The sequence below is a fragment of the Rhizobium sp. BK650 genome, from assembly GCF_014195325.1.
Classification (GTDB): Bacteria; Pseudomonadota; Alphaproteobacteria; order Rhizobiales; family Rhizobiaceae; genus Rhizobium.
The window spans coordinates 629,831-643,096 of the sequence record NZ_JACIBK010000001.1 but is presented as its reverse complement, the minus strand read 5'-3'; the positions used below and the strand labels follow the sequence as shown (position 1 = coordinate 643,096).

The following is a 13,266-nucleotide window of genomic DNA, read 5'->3' as shown; positions in this document are numbered from 1 at the left end:
GCTGCGCACGACGCTTTTATGACGAATCCCCTTCCCTTACGGTTACAAAAACACTATATCCCTCCTGCCGGCTTTCGGGCCGGCTATGGCGATAAATGGGCGATGGAATAAACCTATTGGACCCGGGGGCGGTACCCGGCGCCTCCACCAAAAACAGGCGGATTTCTTTCGTGGAAACGGCCTGCTTTTGATGGGGGCGAAACAGGATCGACAAGGGTGTAAAGATCGACTTTTCGCTCGGCATGATACCGCCGTTATCGGGTCACAAGTGTAGTTGCAAACGACAACAACGCTAAGGAATACGCTCTCGCTGCCTAATGGCGGTGCGGGAATTCCGCTCTAAGTCCTTACGGCTAGCCCCGTAAGGCGGGGTTCGAAGGCACCTGGCAACAGAAGCCTTCACCTTCTCCCCTTTTTCGACGAAATCATGTATGCTTCATGAAAGCATGAATCGGCTTGTGCCTTTCCCAAAGCGGCCGGACGTGCCATACAAGCTCGTGAAAAGACTTCTAAACCGACGAAAGACAGGAAAAGCATGGGGCAGGATCACATCCGCTACGACATTCTGGCACAGGACGCGCTGCGAGGCGTCATCCGCAAGGTCTTGGCCGAAGTCGCAACGACGGGCCGTCTGCCCGGCGACCATCACTTCTTCATCACGTTTCTGACCGGCGCTCCGGGCGTGCGCATTTCGCAGCACTTGAAGTCGAAATATCCCGAGCAGATGACCATCGTCATCCAGCACCAGTTCTGGGACCTGAAGATCACCGAATCCCAGTTCGAGATCGGCCTGTCCTTCTCAGACGTACCGGAGAAGCTCGTCATCCCCTTCAATGCGATCAGAGGCTTTTATGACCCCTCGGTCAATTTCGAGCTGGAATTCGACGTGCCGCTGAGCGACGGCGAAGAACTTCCGGCTGCCGAAATCACCGCCTATCCGGTTGATGCCGTCAAGACCGAGGATGCGGCCGCAAAGCCGGCCGCCGAAGGTGAGGAAAAGAAGCCCGGCTCTGTCGTCTCGCTCGATTCCTTCCGCAAGAAGCAGTAATATCCAAGGGAGGCGAAACGCCTCCTTTTTTTATGATGGAGGCCGCGCGTGAGCGCCGAAATCGTTAACTTGCGTCAGTTTCGAAAGCAGCAGGCTCGCTCCGAGAGGGGGAAGCAGGCCGAGCAGAATCGAATTTTTCACGGACGCACCAAAGCCGAAAAGCAATTGACCAAAGCGCTCAACGACAAGGCTGAAAAGGCTCTCGATCAGGGCAGGCTTGAAAAGGACGAGACGTAATCGTGCCGGGATAAAGCCTTCGTGATCAAGCAACTGCGGTTCCTGTCTGAATCGCTTTCTCAAGAAGAGAAGCAGCCCTATGATCCGTAAACATTCGGCGACATTGCACGGGCACCGAACCAGCTTCTCTTTGGAGGACGAATTCTGGACCGAGCTGAAATCTATTGCCGCGTCCCGCGGCATACCGCTTGCAGCCCTCATATCGGAAATAGACGATGGCCGGTCGCCAGCCAGCAACCTCTCCTCGGCGCTGCGCCTGCATGTGCTCCGCTGGCTGAAAAGCGGCATCTCCGCGTCTGAGCAGCGCGCGTCCGAGAGCCTGCCCGAATAACAACTCTTCACTGAGCGCGAACGCCCGGCACCTGATCGAAATTGAGCTGTCCGGGCGGCAAGGGCTGTTCTGCCCGTCGCGCTGCTTCAGCCTCCGCAGCCGCCTTCGCCCTTAGCTCGGCCTCGGCCTTGGCGCGTGCTTCCGCTTCGACAGCCGCCTTCGCATCGGCCTCCGCCTTGCGCTGCGCAGCCTGCTGCGCAAGAGCCCTCAGCCGCTCTTCTTCGATTTGCCGCTGCCGCTCGATCTCGGCTGCCTTGGCACGTTCGGCATCGGTGAAGCGATAAAGCGCCGCCTCTCGCCGCAGCCTCTGCTTTTCCAGAACATTGGTCTGCAGCCGCTCGACACGCCGCCGTTCGCGCTCGAAGGCGCGCAGCGACAGGAAGCTGGTGATGTCGGTCACATCCATCGTCTTCCCGGGCGAAGCCAGCAGACCGGAGAAGTTCAGCCGGATGCGGGGTTCTGCACCCGACAGCGCTTCCGCTCCAGGATTGAGCCCGATTCCGAGCGTGGCGCTGATGCGCTGCTGCGGCAACTCGATCTGCGCATCGGCAGTCAAATGCGCCAGATCGTTAGCGACGCTGACATTCTGGACCCGCAGCGTGCCATCCGTCACATTGAAGGGAATGTCGAGCGGCGGCAGCTTTGCTTCGCCATTGTTCAACAGCGTCTCGACGATCGGATGTATCTTGCCGGCATTGATCTGATCCTGCATCGGATCGGTCGCGGCCAGGAGCGGCGCCAGGATCGCGAGATTCAATCCGCGAACGCTCGTCTCGCCGAGCCGGATCTCGCCGGAACCGTTCAGTGAACTCGCAATCTCCGAAACCGTCTTGCCCGAAGCCTCGAGCGCCAGCGACATGCCGAATTTGCCATTGGCGACAGGGGCGCCGTCGCGCGGCCAGACGACGCCGCCCAGATCGGAGTCGGCGAGCGCCAGCCGCGACTGGAGGAAGCCCGTGCCATTGGCATTGGTAAAGAGCATATTGCCCGAGAGCGTGCCGCCGTTCCAGGTGCCGGCCATATTGTTGAGTTGCATCTCGTCGCCCTTATAGGCGACGTCGGACGTGAAATCGTTCACTGCCACATTGAAAAGCCCTGGCCAGAACTGCTTGGCGGTCAGCTTCAGATTCACGTCGAGATCGCGCAAGAGCGGCTGACCAAGTGCCGCCGTCGTCAGCTGGCCGGTGGCAGGATCGATAACCTGTCCGAACACCGCCTCGCCGAGCCAGCCGAGATCGACCTTGGAAAGTGCAAGCGTACCGGTCGCAGCAGTCTTTGCCGACTTTCGGTCGAAAGTCAGGGCACCCGTGAATTCATTATCGGCCGCATGCCCGTTGAGATCGGCGAGGACCACCTTGTCGGCGTCGATGGTCGCGTTACTCTGCAGCTTGAAGGGCAGTCCGGCACCGAGATCAGGCAGCGCAATGCCGTTCATGACCAGATACGGATCGATATCGGCGCTTTCGAGCGAGACGGCGACGTTGCCGTTCATAAAGGAATCGGGCCGTACGTCGACCTTGCCGTTTGCCGTAAACGAGGTCCGGTCTGTCGCGAAAGTCAGCGCGGCATCGGCCGGACCTTTGTCTGCCGCCGTTACTTTCAATGTCATACGGCCGTTGGCGCCGGCATCGACCGGCAGGGGATCGAGACCTGCCTGGCCGAAGAGGATCGACGGAACGGCATTATCGAGCGTCGCCTCCAGCGTCGTCGTACCGTTGCCGGTCAGCGCCAGAAGGTCGGACATGCGGTAATCGAGATTGACGCGGCTGCCGTTCGAAACGCCGGCCAGCGTCACAGCCAGCGCATTGCCGTCGTCGCCGCCGAGCGTCAGCGCGCCGCGCAGCGCCGTATTGCCATACCAGCCGGCATTGCGCACCAGCCTGTCCATCACAGGGTGATGCGGCAGATGCTCGCGCAGCATGGCGAAGAAAGGCCCGGGATCGGCGGCCTTAAAGGTAATCTCGCCAGTGCCCTTGTAATCGAGCAGCGATCCCTCAGCTTTGCCGGTCGCCGTGAGTTCGGCACCCGCAAGGTTCTTGATCGACAGATGATCGACGGAAAGCGCCCCGTCGGCGAGTGTGAACGTCGTCTCGACGTTTTCAGCCTGCACGCCGAAAGCGGTGAATTTGTCCGCCTTGAGCTGAGCAGCGATCTTGTGATCGAGCACGTTATCGCCGGCATCCTGACCGGTAAAGAGGCCCGCCAGGGCGCGCAGCGCGTCGAGATCGAGCGCGTCGCCGGCGAGCGCGGCTGACAGCGACGGCGTCTGGCCGCCGGTCACCTGCCGCTCCAGCCGGCCTTTCAGTGTCGCCCCACCGATCGCGATCTCCAGGTTCTCGAAGCGCTGCAGATCATGCGTCAGGCTGACATTGGCGGAGAAGCCGGCCTGGCGCAGCTGACGGATCGCCGGATCGACCGAGCCCGACAACCACGCGGCAAGCCCTGTCGGCTGGTTGGAAGCGACGACCATCTGGCCGTTGAAGGACGGATCTCCCGTAAGAGAGAGCTTGCCCTTGCCTTCCACCTGCGTGCGGCCGGGCAGCGTGCCCACGGCTTTGTCGACCATCCAGCCATTGCCGGCAGGCCGCAGCTCCAACGCCACATCGCGGATCGTCGTATCGCCGGCAACGATCGCAGGCAGGCGCACGGTGGCCTTGCCGGGCACCTGCGGGATCGGCACCTGGCCGATAATCTCGATCAGCGAATTCAGCCGCTGGCGCGCGGAAACCGCCGGATCGCGGTTGGTCTTGCCGACAGCCCCGTGGTTGCCGATGCGGTTGACATCGATCTGCTGGCCATCGGCGGTCAGCAGGAATTCCGGCGCCGTGCCGGTATCGAGTGTCGCCTCGCCCGTAATGACATAGGGGTCGTCGGTCGAGCCGATTTCCATGCGATATTCGGGAATGCGGATGCGGTCGTTGGTGAGCTCGAAACGGCCCTTGAGGCGGGGCGGCGCTTCGCCCTTTTCGCTCTTACCCCCGCGGTTCTCGATCGCCGCAGACAATGTGCCCTGATAGTTCGGCCGGCTGTCGACCAGCTTCAGTTCGCCGTCGAGATCGACTGTGACGGGATGCCTGTCAGGCGCGAGCCGGGTGCGGGCGCGCAGCACGCCGTTCTCGTCCGGCTGATTGCTGGAGATCGAAAAGCTGCCGTGCTCGCCGTCGAGCGCGCCGTCGCCCTCGATGCGCCATGGACCGGCGAGCGACTTCGCCGACATCTCGGCATTGAGACCGGTGACACGCCGCGAACGGCCGGACTGGTCGTCGATGAACTCGATCTCACCGCCGTTGACATGCACATTTTCCAGAACCACGGTCTTGGCCGGAATTTCCGGCTGGCTGCCGCGCATCCAGTCAAGCGATCCGTCCTTGAGAAGCCGCAGCCGCACCTTCGGGTTGACGACGCGCATGTCGAAAATCAGCGCTTCACCCGAGAGAAACGGCGCAAGCTCTGCATCCATCGAGAATTGCTCGACCTGCACGACCGGCTTGCCGTCCTCTCCCTGGCCGACGCGCACGTCATGCAGCGTCACGGACGGAAATGGCAGAAGACGTGCATCGACGGTGCCGTGCACCGTCACTTTCTTGCCGATGATCCGGCTTGCCTGATCCTCGAAATTCTTGCGGAAATCCGTCCAGTCGATGAACAGCGGAGCCAGCAGCGCCACGAAGAGCACTACGACAATCAGTCCTCCTAGAAAGACGAGGAACCGGCCTATCAAGTCAGGGATTCTCCATTCGGATTCTGTTGCCGACACTAGCGCTATTCATGCCGGGAGCAAGGGCCAAGATCATGAGATTATTCCGTTTTCAGCCCAAATGAAAAATCTTGCCGGGATTGAGGATATTGTCCGGATCGAGCGACTTCTTGATCTGGCGCATAAGATCCACCGTCCCCCCGAGTTCCTGCTCCAGAAATGCCATCTTCCCCTGCCCGATTCCATGTTCACCGGTGCATGTACCGTCCATCGCGAGCGCCCGCGCATTCAGCCGGGCAACGAACTCCTCGGCCGTGGCAATTCCCGCGGCACTCTTGTCATCAAACAATAGCTGCACATGGAAGTTCCCGTCGCCCGCATGGCCGACGATCGGCGCCAGCAGACCATTTGCTTCGATATCGGCCTGCGTTTCTGCAACGCAATCCGCAAGCCGCGATATCGGAACACAAACATCGGTCGAAAGTACGGCAAGCCCGGGTGCCAGCGCCCGCACCGACCAGTAAGCGTCATGGCGCGCCTTCCAGAGCTTGGTGCGCTCCTCGGGGCTAGCCGCCCACCTGAATTCGCCGCCGCCGCATTCGGCCGCGATCTCGGCAAAGGCGGCTGACTGCAGCGCTACCGTCTCCTCAGTACCGTGGAACTCGAGGAAGAGCGCCGGGCTCTCCTCATAGGGAAGATTGGCATAGGCGATGCTCGCCCGCATCTGCAGCGCGTCGACGAGCTCGATGCGGGCAACCGGAATGCCCATCTGGATCGTCATTATGACGGCGTCGCAGGCCGCCTTCACGCTCGGAAAGGCGCACACACCTCCGGCAATCTTCTGCGGAATACTCTGCAGGCGCAGCGTGACCGAGGTCAGAATGCCGAGCGTGCCTTCCGCGCCGACAAAGAGCCGGGTCAGGTCGTAACCGGCCGAGGACTTGCGTGCTCGCCGCGCCGTGCGGATTTCCTCGCCAGACGCGGTGACCGCCGTAACGGCAAGTACATTGTCCTTCATCGTGCCGTAACGCACCGCATTGGTGCCGGAAGCGCGCGTCGAGGTCATGCCGCCGATCGAGGCATTGGCGCCCGGATCGATCGGGAAGAACAGGCCGGTATCGCGTAAGTAGGTGTTCAACTGCTCTCGCGTGACGCCCGGTTCGACCGTGCAGTCGAGATCCTCGGGATTGACCTCGAGCACCTTGTTCATCCGGCTGAAATCGATGGAAATGCCGCCATTCGGCGCGTTGACCTGACCTTCGAGCGAGGAGCCCGTGCCGAAGCCGATGACCGGCACTTTGTGATCGGCGCAGGCCCGCACAACGGTCTTCACATCGTCTGCCGTCTCGGCAAACAGCACGCCATCGGGCAATTGAGCGGGAATATAGGTCGTCGTATGCGCGTGCTGGGCACGGAAGGCCTGCCCCGTCTGGAAACGTTCGCCAAAACGCTGTTTCAGAATGCCGGTGACGGCTTCGATGCCCGCTTCGTTTCGCACTCCAGTTTTTGCGTCGCGCAGTGCCATGCCTTTGATCTCCCTGCATTCCACAGCCCGCTACAGCATCTGTAGCAGGCTGGGTATGAGGCAAGTCAAAGCAGCTGTCCAGCCAAGATTCGGGAAGATTTCATCAGAGCTTCGTTGTTGCTGTTACAGGCGGATTGAGCCGCGCAAAGCCCTCCTGCCGATAATAGGGAAAATAGGGATAGGGTGCGGTGACGGTGCTGACAGCATCCAGCCGCCCGATCTGTTCCGGCGTCAGGCTCCACCCGACTGCGCCGAGATTTTGCCGGAGCTGCTCCTCGTTGCGCGCGCCAATGATGACGCTTGAAACCGTCGGTCGACCGATCAGCCAGTTGATGGCAATCTGCGGCACCGTCCTGCCTGTCTCGCCGGCGATCTCGTCCAGCACATCGACGATCTCGAAAAGCCTCTCGTCATCGACGGGCGGACCGTATTCCGCCGTCTGGTGCAGGCGGCTTCCTTCGGGCAAGGCCAGACCACGGCGGATCTTGCCGGTCAGCCGGCCCCAGGCGAGCGGGCTCCAGACCAGCGCACCCACGCGCTGGTCTGCGGCAAGCGGCATCAGCTCCCATTCGTAGTCCCGCCCGGCGAGCGAATAATAGACCTGATGGGCGACATAGCGCGGATAGCCGTAGCGCTCGGAGAGCCCAAGCGATTTCATCAGCTGCCAACCCGAGAAATTGGAAACACCGACATATCGCACCTTGCCTGATGAGACGAGCCGATCGAGCGCCGAAAGCACCTCCTCCACCGGCGTCGACGCATCGAAGGCGTGCAGCTGCAACAGGTCGATATAGTCAGTGCCGAGCCGGCGCAGCGCATCCTCCGTGGTACGGATCAACCGCGCCCGCGAGGTGCCCCATTCGTTCGGCCCCTCGCCCATCGGTAGCGCGGTTTTGGTCGAGATCAGCACTCCATGGCGCCGACCGGAGATCGCCTGCCCCAGCACCTCCTCGGATGCACCTGCCGAATAGACGTCAGCCGTGTCGAACAGCGTCACACCCGCCTCCAGGCAGATATCCACCATCCGCCGCGCCTCCTCGGCGTCCGTCATACCCCAGGCACCGAAAAGCGGCCCGCTGCCGCCAAAAGTGCCGGCCCCGAAACTCAGTACCGGCACCCTCAGGCCCGATGCGCCGAGATTTCTGTATTCCATGATCCAATCTCCTGTTTTTCTAAGAAGTAGACCCGGTTCGCGCGGTGATATAGATTGCCTGAAAGCATATCATCTGTGATTTGAATTCATCATGAGCCGTCAAGACATCAATCGATCCGGCGAAATGGAAGTCTTCGTCAGCGTCGTCGAACGCGGCGGCTTCTCCGCTGCCGCAGTCGCGCGTCGCATGACGCCGTCGGCTGTCAGCAAGCTGGTCGCCCGGCTGGAAAGAAGATTGGGCGCCCGCCTCGTCAACCGCTCCACTCGCAAGCTGCAACTGACCCCTGAAGGCTGCGCCTTCTATGAGCGCAGCGTTGCGATCCTCACCAATATAGCGGAAGCCGAACGTTTCGCCTCGGCGGGGGAACAGGCGGCCGGCCGCATCAGCATCAACACCAGCGGCTCCTTCGGCAATCATGTTCTGGCGCCATTGATCCCCGCCTTCATGGCCGTGCATCCTGATATCACGCTCGATATCACCCATACCGATAAGGTCGTCGATCTACTGGAGGAACGCGCCGATGTCGCGATTCGCGCCGGTCCGCTGAAGACTTCAAGCCTGATCGCCCGCAAACTCGGCGCTGCGAGAAAGATCATCGTCGCCTCGCCCGATTATCTAAAGCAGCGTGGCGAACCACGCTCAGCCAACGATCTGCACAATCACCGTCGCATCGGATTTTCCTATTCTCGCGCGCTGGAAGGCTGGCCGATCCTCGACAAGGGCGAAACGATCACCATTCCACTCACTCCCGGCCTGCAAGTCGGCGATGGCGAGGCGATGCGTTATCTGGCGCTCGCAGGCGCCGGCCTTGCCATGATGACGGAGTTTACGGTACGCACCGATATCGCCGCCGGGCGGCTTCATCCGGTGGTCGAGGATCTCAATCCCGGCGACCTCGAAGAGTTTTACGCCGTCTATATCGGCCATGGCGGCCCCCTGCCGGCGCGCGTTCGCGCTTTGCTTGATTTCCTTGCAAAACACGTCAGGCTTTAGGAAGAAAGGGCGAGATTCCACAATTGACCCGGCGCCATCAGCACGCCTATACCGGGTCTACAACTGCCGGCTCGCGCAGCCGGCCTCTTATTATGCCGGGGCCTTTTCCCACCCTCGCCTTCGGGCCTGCTCCGGTCGACAAGTTCGGGGATCACGATTTGGACGCAAGCAGCTTCCCCCTGAAAGCGAGCCTGCTCAAATGGGCATTGCTGCTCGCTTTATCTGCCCTATCAGTGCTCTTCCTCGAACTCTTCGCCCTGCCCGCCTCGCTGCTGATCGGCCCGATGGTCGCCGCCATCGTCTTGGCATTGACCGCCAGCAAAGGTCAACTGCGCGTGCCCTACTGGCCGCTGCAGTTCGGCCAGGTGCTGGTCGGCCTCCTGATGGCCCGTAACATCACGCCTGATATCCTTGGCACCATGGCCAAGGACGCCCCGCTGTTCTTCGTCTTCATCTTTTCGGTCATCGCCATTGCCGCCGGTCTCGGCTGGCTGCTGACCCGCTGGCAGGTACTGCCCGGTACTACGGCCGTCTGGGGCTCCACGCCCGGCGGCGCGTCGGCCATGGTCATCATGTCGGAGGCTTATGGCGCGGACGCGCGCCTCGTCGCCTTCATGCAATATCTGCGTGTCGTCTTCGTCGCGGTCGGCGCTTCCGTCATCTCCCGCCTCTGGGTCGCCGCCGATGGCGAAGCACCGCCGCCGGTGATTTTCTTCCCGCCAATCGATTGGCCGGCCTTCGCCATGACGGTCACTTTCGCCGCTCTCTGCTGCTACACCGTCTTTCGCTTCCGCATCCAGGGTGGCAATATCGTGGTGCCGCTCTTCGGCGGTGCTGTATTGCAAGGCTTCGGCCTGTTGAAAATCGAGCTGCCGACCTGGATCCTGGCACTCAGCTACGCGCTGATCGGCTGGAGCATCGGCCTGCGCTTCACCCGCTCGATCCTCAAACACGCCGCCCGTGCCCTGCCGCGCGTCTCTGCCTCGATAATTATCCTGATGGCGCTCTGCGGCTGCATGGCCTTCGCCCTTCACACATTCGCAGGCATCGATCCGCTGACCGCCTATCTCGCCACCAGTCCGGGCGGCGCCGATTCCGTCGCCATCATCGCCGCCTCGAGCGATGTCGACGTGCCCTTCGTCATGGCCATGCAGACCGGCCGTTTCCTGATCATATTGCTGATCGGGCCGGCGCTCGCCCGTTTCATCGCCCGCCGCTCGGGCCTGACGGAGAGTTCCGCCTAGAGCATCGCTCGCTGTTGACGGGAGAGTTCGTCTCGACTAGCTATCAACGTGCAGCGTGCGACCACTCTGCCGTAGGCGTTACCGTCATCCAACGCGTCCTTTGCCGAGAAGGTCCCAGCAGGGAGAACTCGGGTCTGAAGGTGCGCGGTGGTATTCATGTCTTTCCCAAAAGCAATTCTTTCGACCGACCAGTTCGCGTCGGCTCAAAAGTTGTGCGGGGTTGACGATCACGCCGTGGCCTTTCCTGAAACAACTTGGCCTGAAAACAGTCTGGAAAGGTTCCAACAATGAAAATGACTGACAACACAGTCCTTATAACCGGCGGCACGAGCGGCATCGGTCGTGCGCTCGCCGAAGCATTTCACGACCGGGGCAACCGCGTTATTGTTACCGGACGGCGGCAGGATTTGCTTGCAGACGTCGCAGATCGTCGACCCGGCATAACAGGCATCTGCCTCGATCTGAATGCCCCCCATTCCCTGGCACGCGTGGCCGAATACGTTATCAATCGCTTCCCTAACCTCAACGTGCTCATCGCCAATGCCGGGATTTCCCGCACCGAAGACATAACGGCGGATGATTGGAATCTCGCAGAGGCAGAAGCGATCGTAGAGACCAATATCCTAGGTGTGCTGCGGACCGTCGCTGCCTTCCTGCCAATCATCAAGCAGCAGCCGGCTGCGACCATCATGGCGACAGGCTCCGCGCTCGCTTTCTTGCCCCGCGCCGAATTTCCCGCCTATTGCGCAAGCAAGGCCTTCCTCCATTCATGGCTGATATCGCTGCGCCACCAATTGCGGAACCTTCCGATCGATGTCCTGGAATTGGCGCCGCCCTACGTGCAGACCGAGCTGACCGGCGCTTCGCAGGCGGCCGACCCGCGCGCAATGCCGCTTGCCTCCTATATTTCCCAGGTGATGGTGATGCTCGAGCAAGGCCGGCATCCGCGAGGCGAGCTCCTCCTCGAACAGGATCAGGCACGCCGCTGGGCCGAGCGCGACGGAACCTATGATCGCATATTCGCAGCCATGAACCCCGCCTGAGGACAGCCTTCTCAACGGTAAAGCGCGCCGCTTGCTCAACGAAAATTGTGTTGAGCAAGCGGAGATGAGGTACCGGAGCTTCGGCTTATGCCACCAGCCCCTTGGTCAGTTCGAGCGCCTGCCGCTCGAACAGCCGGCGATAGATGCCGTTGTTGAGCCGGATGAGCGCTTGGTGGTCGCCTTCTTCAGCGATCATTCCCTTGTCGAAGACCAGCAACCGATCCAGCGCCCGCACCGTCGAAAGGCGGTGGGCGATGACAAGCGTCGTGCGGCCGTCCATCAAGCGCTCCATCGCCTGCTGGATCTGCACTTCGCTCTCGCTGTCGAGGCTGGAGGTCGCCTCGTCCAGGATCAGCACGGGCGCATCGGCGAGAAATGCCCGCGCAATGGCGACACGCTGACGCTCGCCGCCAGACAGCTTGACACCGCGCTCACCCACCATCGTCTCATAGCCCTTCGGCAGATCCATGATGAAATGATGGGCGCTCGCCTGCTTTGCCGCGTTCTCGATCTCGCGCCTGGACGCGTTCGGGCGGCCATAGGCGATGTTTTCGGCCAGCGTACGATGAAACAGGATGGGCTCCTGCTGCACGATGGCGATCTGGCTGCGCAGGCTCGATTGCGTGACCTCGGCAATATTCTGCCCGTCGATCCGGATCGAACCCGCGTTGACGTCATAGAGGCGCTGGATGAGCTTGACGAAGGTGGTCTTGCCCGAACCGGAATGGCCCACCAGACCGACCCTCTCTCCCGGCTTGATGGTAACCGAGAAATCCTCATAGAGCGGCGTCGGATGCGCGCCATACTGGAAGGTGACGCGATCGAACACGATCTCGCCCTTGCCGATGGCGATAGGTTTCGCGTTCGGCTTGTCCTCGATGCCGAGCGGCGTCTTGTCGAGCAGCACGAGCTCCTCCATGTCGTTGACGGCGCGCTGCAGGTTTCTGATATCCTGCCCGACCGAGCGCAGATAACCCTGCAGAACGAAGAACATCGCCAGGACGAATGTGATGTCGCCTGCTGTCGCCAGACCCTGCTGCCACATGAAAAGGCCGGTACCGAGAATGCCGGCCTGCATGGAGACCATCATGAAACCCTGGATCGTGCCGTTTAGCGTCCCGCGCTTCCACGTCCGCCGCGTTCGGGTGTCCCACTTGGCGAGCACATGGCGCAAACGCGCCTCTTCACGGCGTTCGGCACCAAAAGCCTTCACCACCGAGTTGCAGCTGATGGCATCCGCCAGTGCACCGCCCAGCTTGGTGTCCCAGGCATTGGCAAGCTTTGCCGCCGGCGACACGAACCCCATCGAAAGCGCGACAGTCACGCCGATGTAGATCAGCGATCCCGCGGCCACGATCAGCCCCATGACCGGCCAATAGGTGCCGAGCACGATACTGGCGCCAACCAGCATGACGAGCGACGGCAGCAAGGCGATCAGCAAGAGGTCGTTGAGCGCGTCGAGCGCCCACATGCCGCGAGTGATCTTGCGCACCGTCGAGCCGGCAAAACTATTGGCATGCCAATCCGTCGAGAACCGCTGCACCTTGTGGAAGCCGTTATTGACGACGTCAGCCATGATGCGCAGCGTCAGCCGGATGATCCCGCCGAAGATGAACCAGCGCAATACGACGCTGGTCAAACCAAGGGTCACGACGACAGCGAAGGCGCTGATAGCGCCGCCAGCCGTATTGCCGCCTGCGATCGCGTCGACAATCTGACCGGAAAACACCGGCACCATCACTTCTGCCAGCGTGCTGGCAATGACCAGCAGGACAATAATGCCCACCAATGCGGGGCGATGGGTCCACTGACGGAAGACAAAACCGAGTACGTTGCGATACGCATCGGCACGGAAATCGAGCTTCTTGCGAGCCATTTTAAACAGTCCGACCCCGTGTTTCGGCAGCCGGCCCCAAAATTGAGAGTTGAAGAACACAGTCGGAGCGGGAGACGAACTGATCCCGGCAGATCGATCGAGCTGTGAACGAGATTAA

General features: G+C 61.2%; 10 protein-coding genes and 1 other RNA gene. 7 read left to right on the top strand and 4 right to left on the bottom strand.

Annotated features, from left to right (window positions below):
* Positions 1–27 precede the first annotated feature (27 nt).
* The 4 genes from ssrA to FHX15_RS03075 all read left to right on the top strand — a co-directional run bounded on the left by ssrA (position 28) and on the right by FHX15_RS03075 (position 1,616).
* Positions 28–404, top strand: a transfer-messenger RNA (tmRNA) gene (ssrA, locus tag FHX15_RS03090).
* Positions 405–535: 131 nt separating this feature from the next.
* Positions 536–1,048, top strand: coding sequence for an SspB family protein (locus FHX15_RS03085; RefSeq protein WP_184393571.1), 513 nt, complete (start codon positions 536–538; stop codon positions 1,046–1,048).
* Between the two features lie 48 nt (positions 1,049–1,096).
* Positions 1,097–1,285, top strand: a complete 189-nt coding sequence (locus FHX15_RS03080; protein WP_184393570.1) for a DUF4169 family protein — start codon at positions 1,097–1,099, stop codon at positions 1,283–1,285.
* Positions 1,286–1,364: 79 nt separating this feature from the next.
* Positions 1,365–1,616 (top strand): ribbon-helix-helix domain-containing protein, encoded by a 252-nt coding sequence (locus FHX15_RS03075; protein WP_184393568.1) that lies wholly within the window; start codon positions 1,365–1,367, stop codon positions 1,614–1,616.
* 7 nt (positions 1,617–1,623) lie between these two features.
* Here FHX15_RS03075 and FHX15_RS03070 read toward each other — a convergent pair whose 3' ends face one another.
* From FHX15_RS03070 to FHX15_RS03060, 3 genes are all read right to left on the bottom strand, one after another.
* Positions 1,624–5,337: an AsmA family protein gene (locus tag FHX15_RS03070; RefSeq protein WP_184393566.1), complete on the bottom strand. Its 3,714-nt coding sequence runs from the start codon at positions 5,335–5,337 to the stop codon at positions 1,624–1,626.
* Between the two features lie 88 nt (positions 5,338–5,425).
* A complete protein-coding gene (locus FHX15_RS03065) occupies positions 5,426–6,838 on the bottom strand; it encodes an FAD-binding oxidoreductase (RefSeq protein WP_184393565.1) in 1,413 nt (470 codons plus the stop codon).
* Positions 6,839–6,941: 103 nt separating this feature from the next.
* Positions 6,942–7,991 (bottom strand): aldo/keto reductase, encoded by a 1,050-nt coding sequence (locus FHX15_RS03060; RefSeq protein WP_184393563.1) that lies wholly within the window; start codon positions 7,989–7,991, stop codon positions 6,942–6,944.
* A 91-nt stretch (positions 7,992–8,082) separates the two neighbouring features.
* Here FHX15_RS03060 and FHX15_RS03055 point away from each other — a divergent pair, with 91 nt between their 5' ends.
* The 3 genes from FHX15_RS03055 (at position 8,083) to FHX15_RS03045 (ending at position 11,272) form a co-directional block, all read left to right on the top strand.
* Positions 8,083–8,985, top strand: coding sequence for a LysR family transcriptional regulator (locus tag FHX15_RS03055; RefSeq protein WP_184393561.1), 903 nt, complete (start codon positions 8,083–8,085; stop codon positions 8,983–8,985).
* A 158-nt stretch (positions 8,986–9,143) separates the two neighbouring features.
* On the top strand, positions 9,144–10,229 hold the full coding sequence (locus FHX15_RS03050; protein ID WP_184393559.1) for an AbrB family transcriptional regulator: 1,086 nt from the start codon (positions 9,144–9,146) through the stop codon (positions 10,227–10,229).
* Between the two features lie 287 nt (positions 10,230–10,516).
* Positions 10,517–11,272, top strand: coding sequence for an SDR family oxidoreductase (locus FHX15_RS03045; RefSeq protein ID WP_184393557.1), 756 nt, complete (start codon positions 10,517–10,519; stop codon positions 11,270–11,272).
* An 85-nt stretch (positions 11,273–11,357) separates the two neighbouring features.
* Here the strand turns inward: FHX15_RS03045 and FHX15_RS03040 are convergent, their stop codons facing one another.
* On the bottom strand, positions 11,358–13,148 hold the full coding sequence (locus FHX15_RS03040) for an ABC transporter ATP-binding protein (protein WP_184393555.1): 1,791 nt from the start codon (positions 13,146–13,148) through the stop codon (positions 11,358–11,360).
* Between the last annotated feature and the right edge of the window lie 118 nt (positions 13,149–13,266).

Excerpts from the sequence above, each read along its gene's own strand:
- FHX15_RS03085 (WP_184393571.1), top strand. The coding sequence starts at position 536 with ATGGGGCAGGATCACATCCGCTACGACATTCTGGCACAGGACGCGCTG.
- FHX15_RS03075 (WP_184393568.1), top strand. The coding sequence starts at position 1,365 with ATGATCCGTAAACATTCGGCGACATTGCACGGGCACCGAACCAGCTTC.
- FHX15_RS03060 (WP_184393563.1), bottom strand. The coding sequence starts at position 7,991 with ATGGAATACAGAAATCTCGGCGCATCGGGCCTGAGGGTGCCGGTACTG.
- FHX15_RS03065 (WP_184393565.1), bottom strand. The coding sequence starts at position 6,838 with ATGGCACTGCGCGACGCAAAAACTGGAGTGCGAAACGAAGCGGGCATC.
- FHX15_RS03055 (WP_184393561.1), top strand. The coding sequence starts at position 8,083 with ATGAGCCGTCAAGACATCAATCGATCCGGCGAAATGGAAGTCTTCGTC.
- FHX15_RS03040 (WP_184393555.1), bottom strand. The coding sequence starts at position 13,148 with ATGGCTCGCAAGAAGCTCGATTTCCGTGCCGATGCGTATCGCAACGTA.
- FHX15_RS03045 (WP_184393557.1), top strand. The coding sequence starts at position 10,517 with ATGAAAATGACTGACAACACAGTCCTTATAACCGGCGGCACGAGCGGC.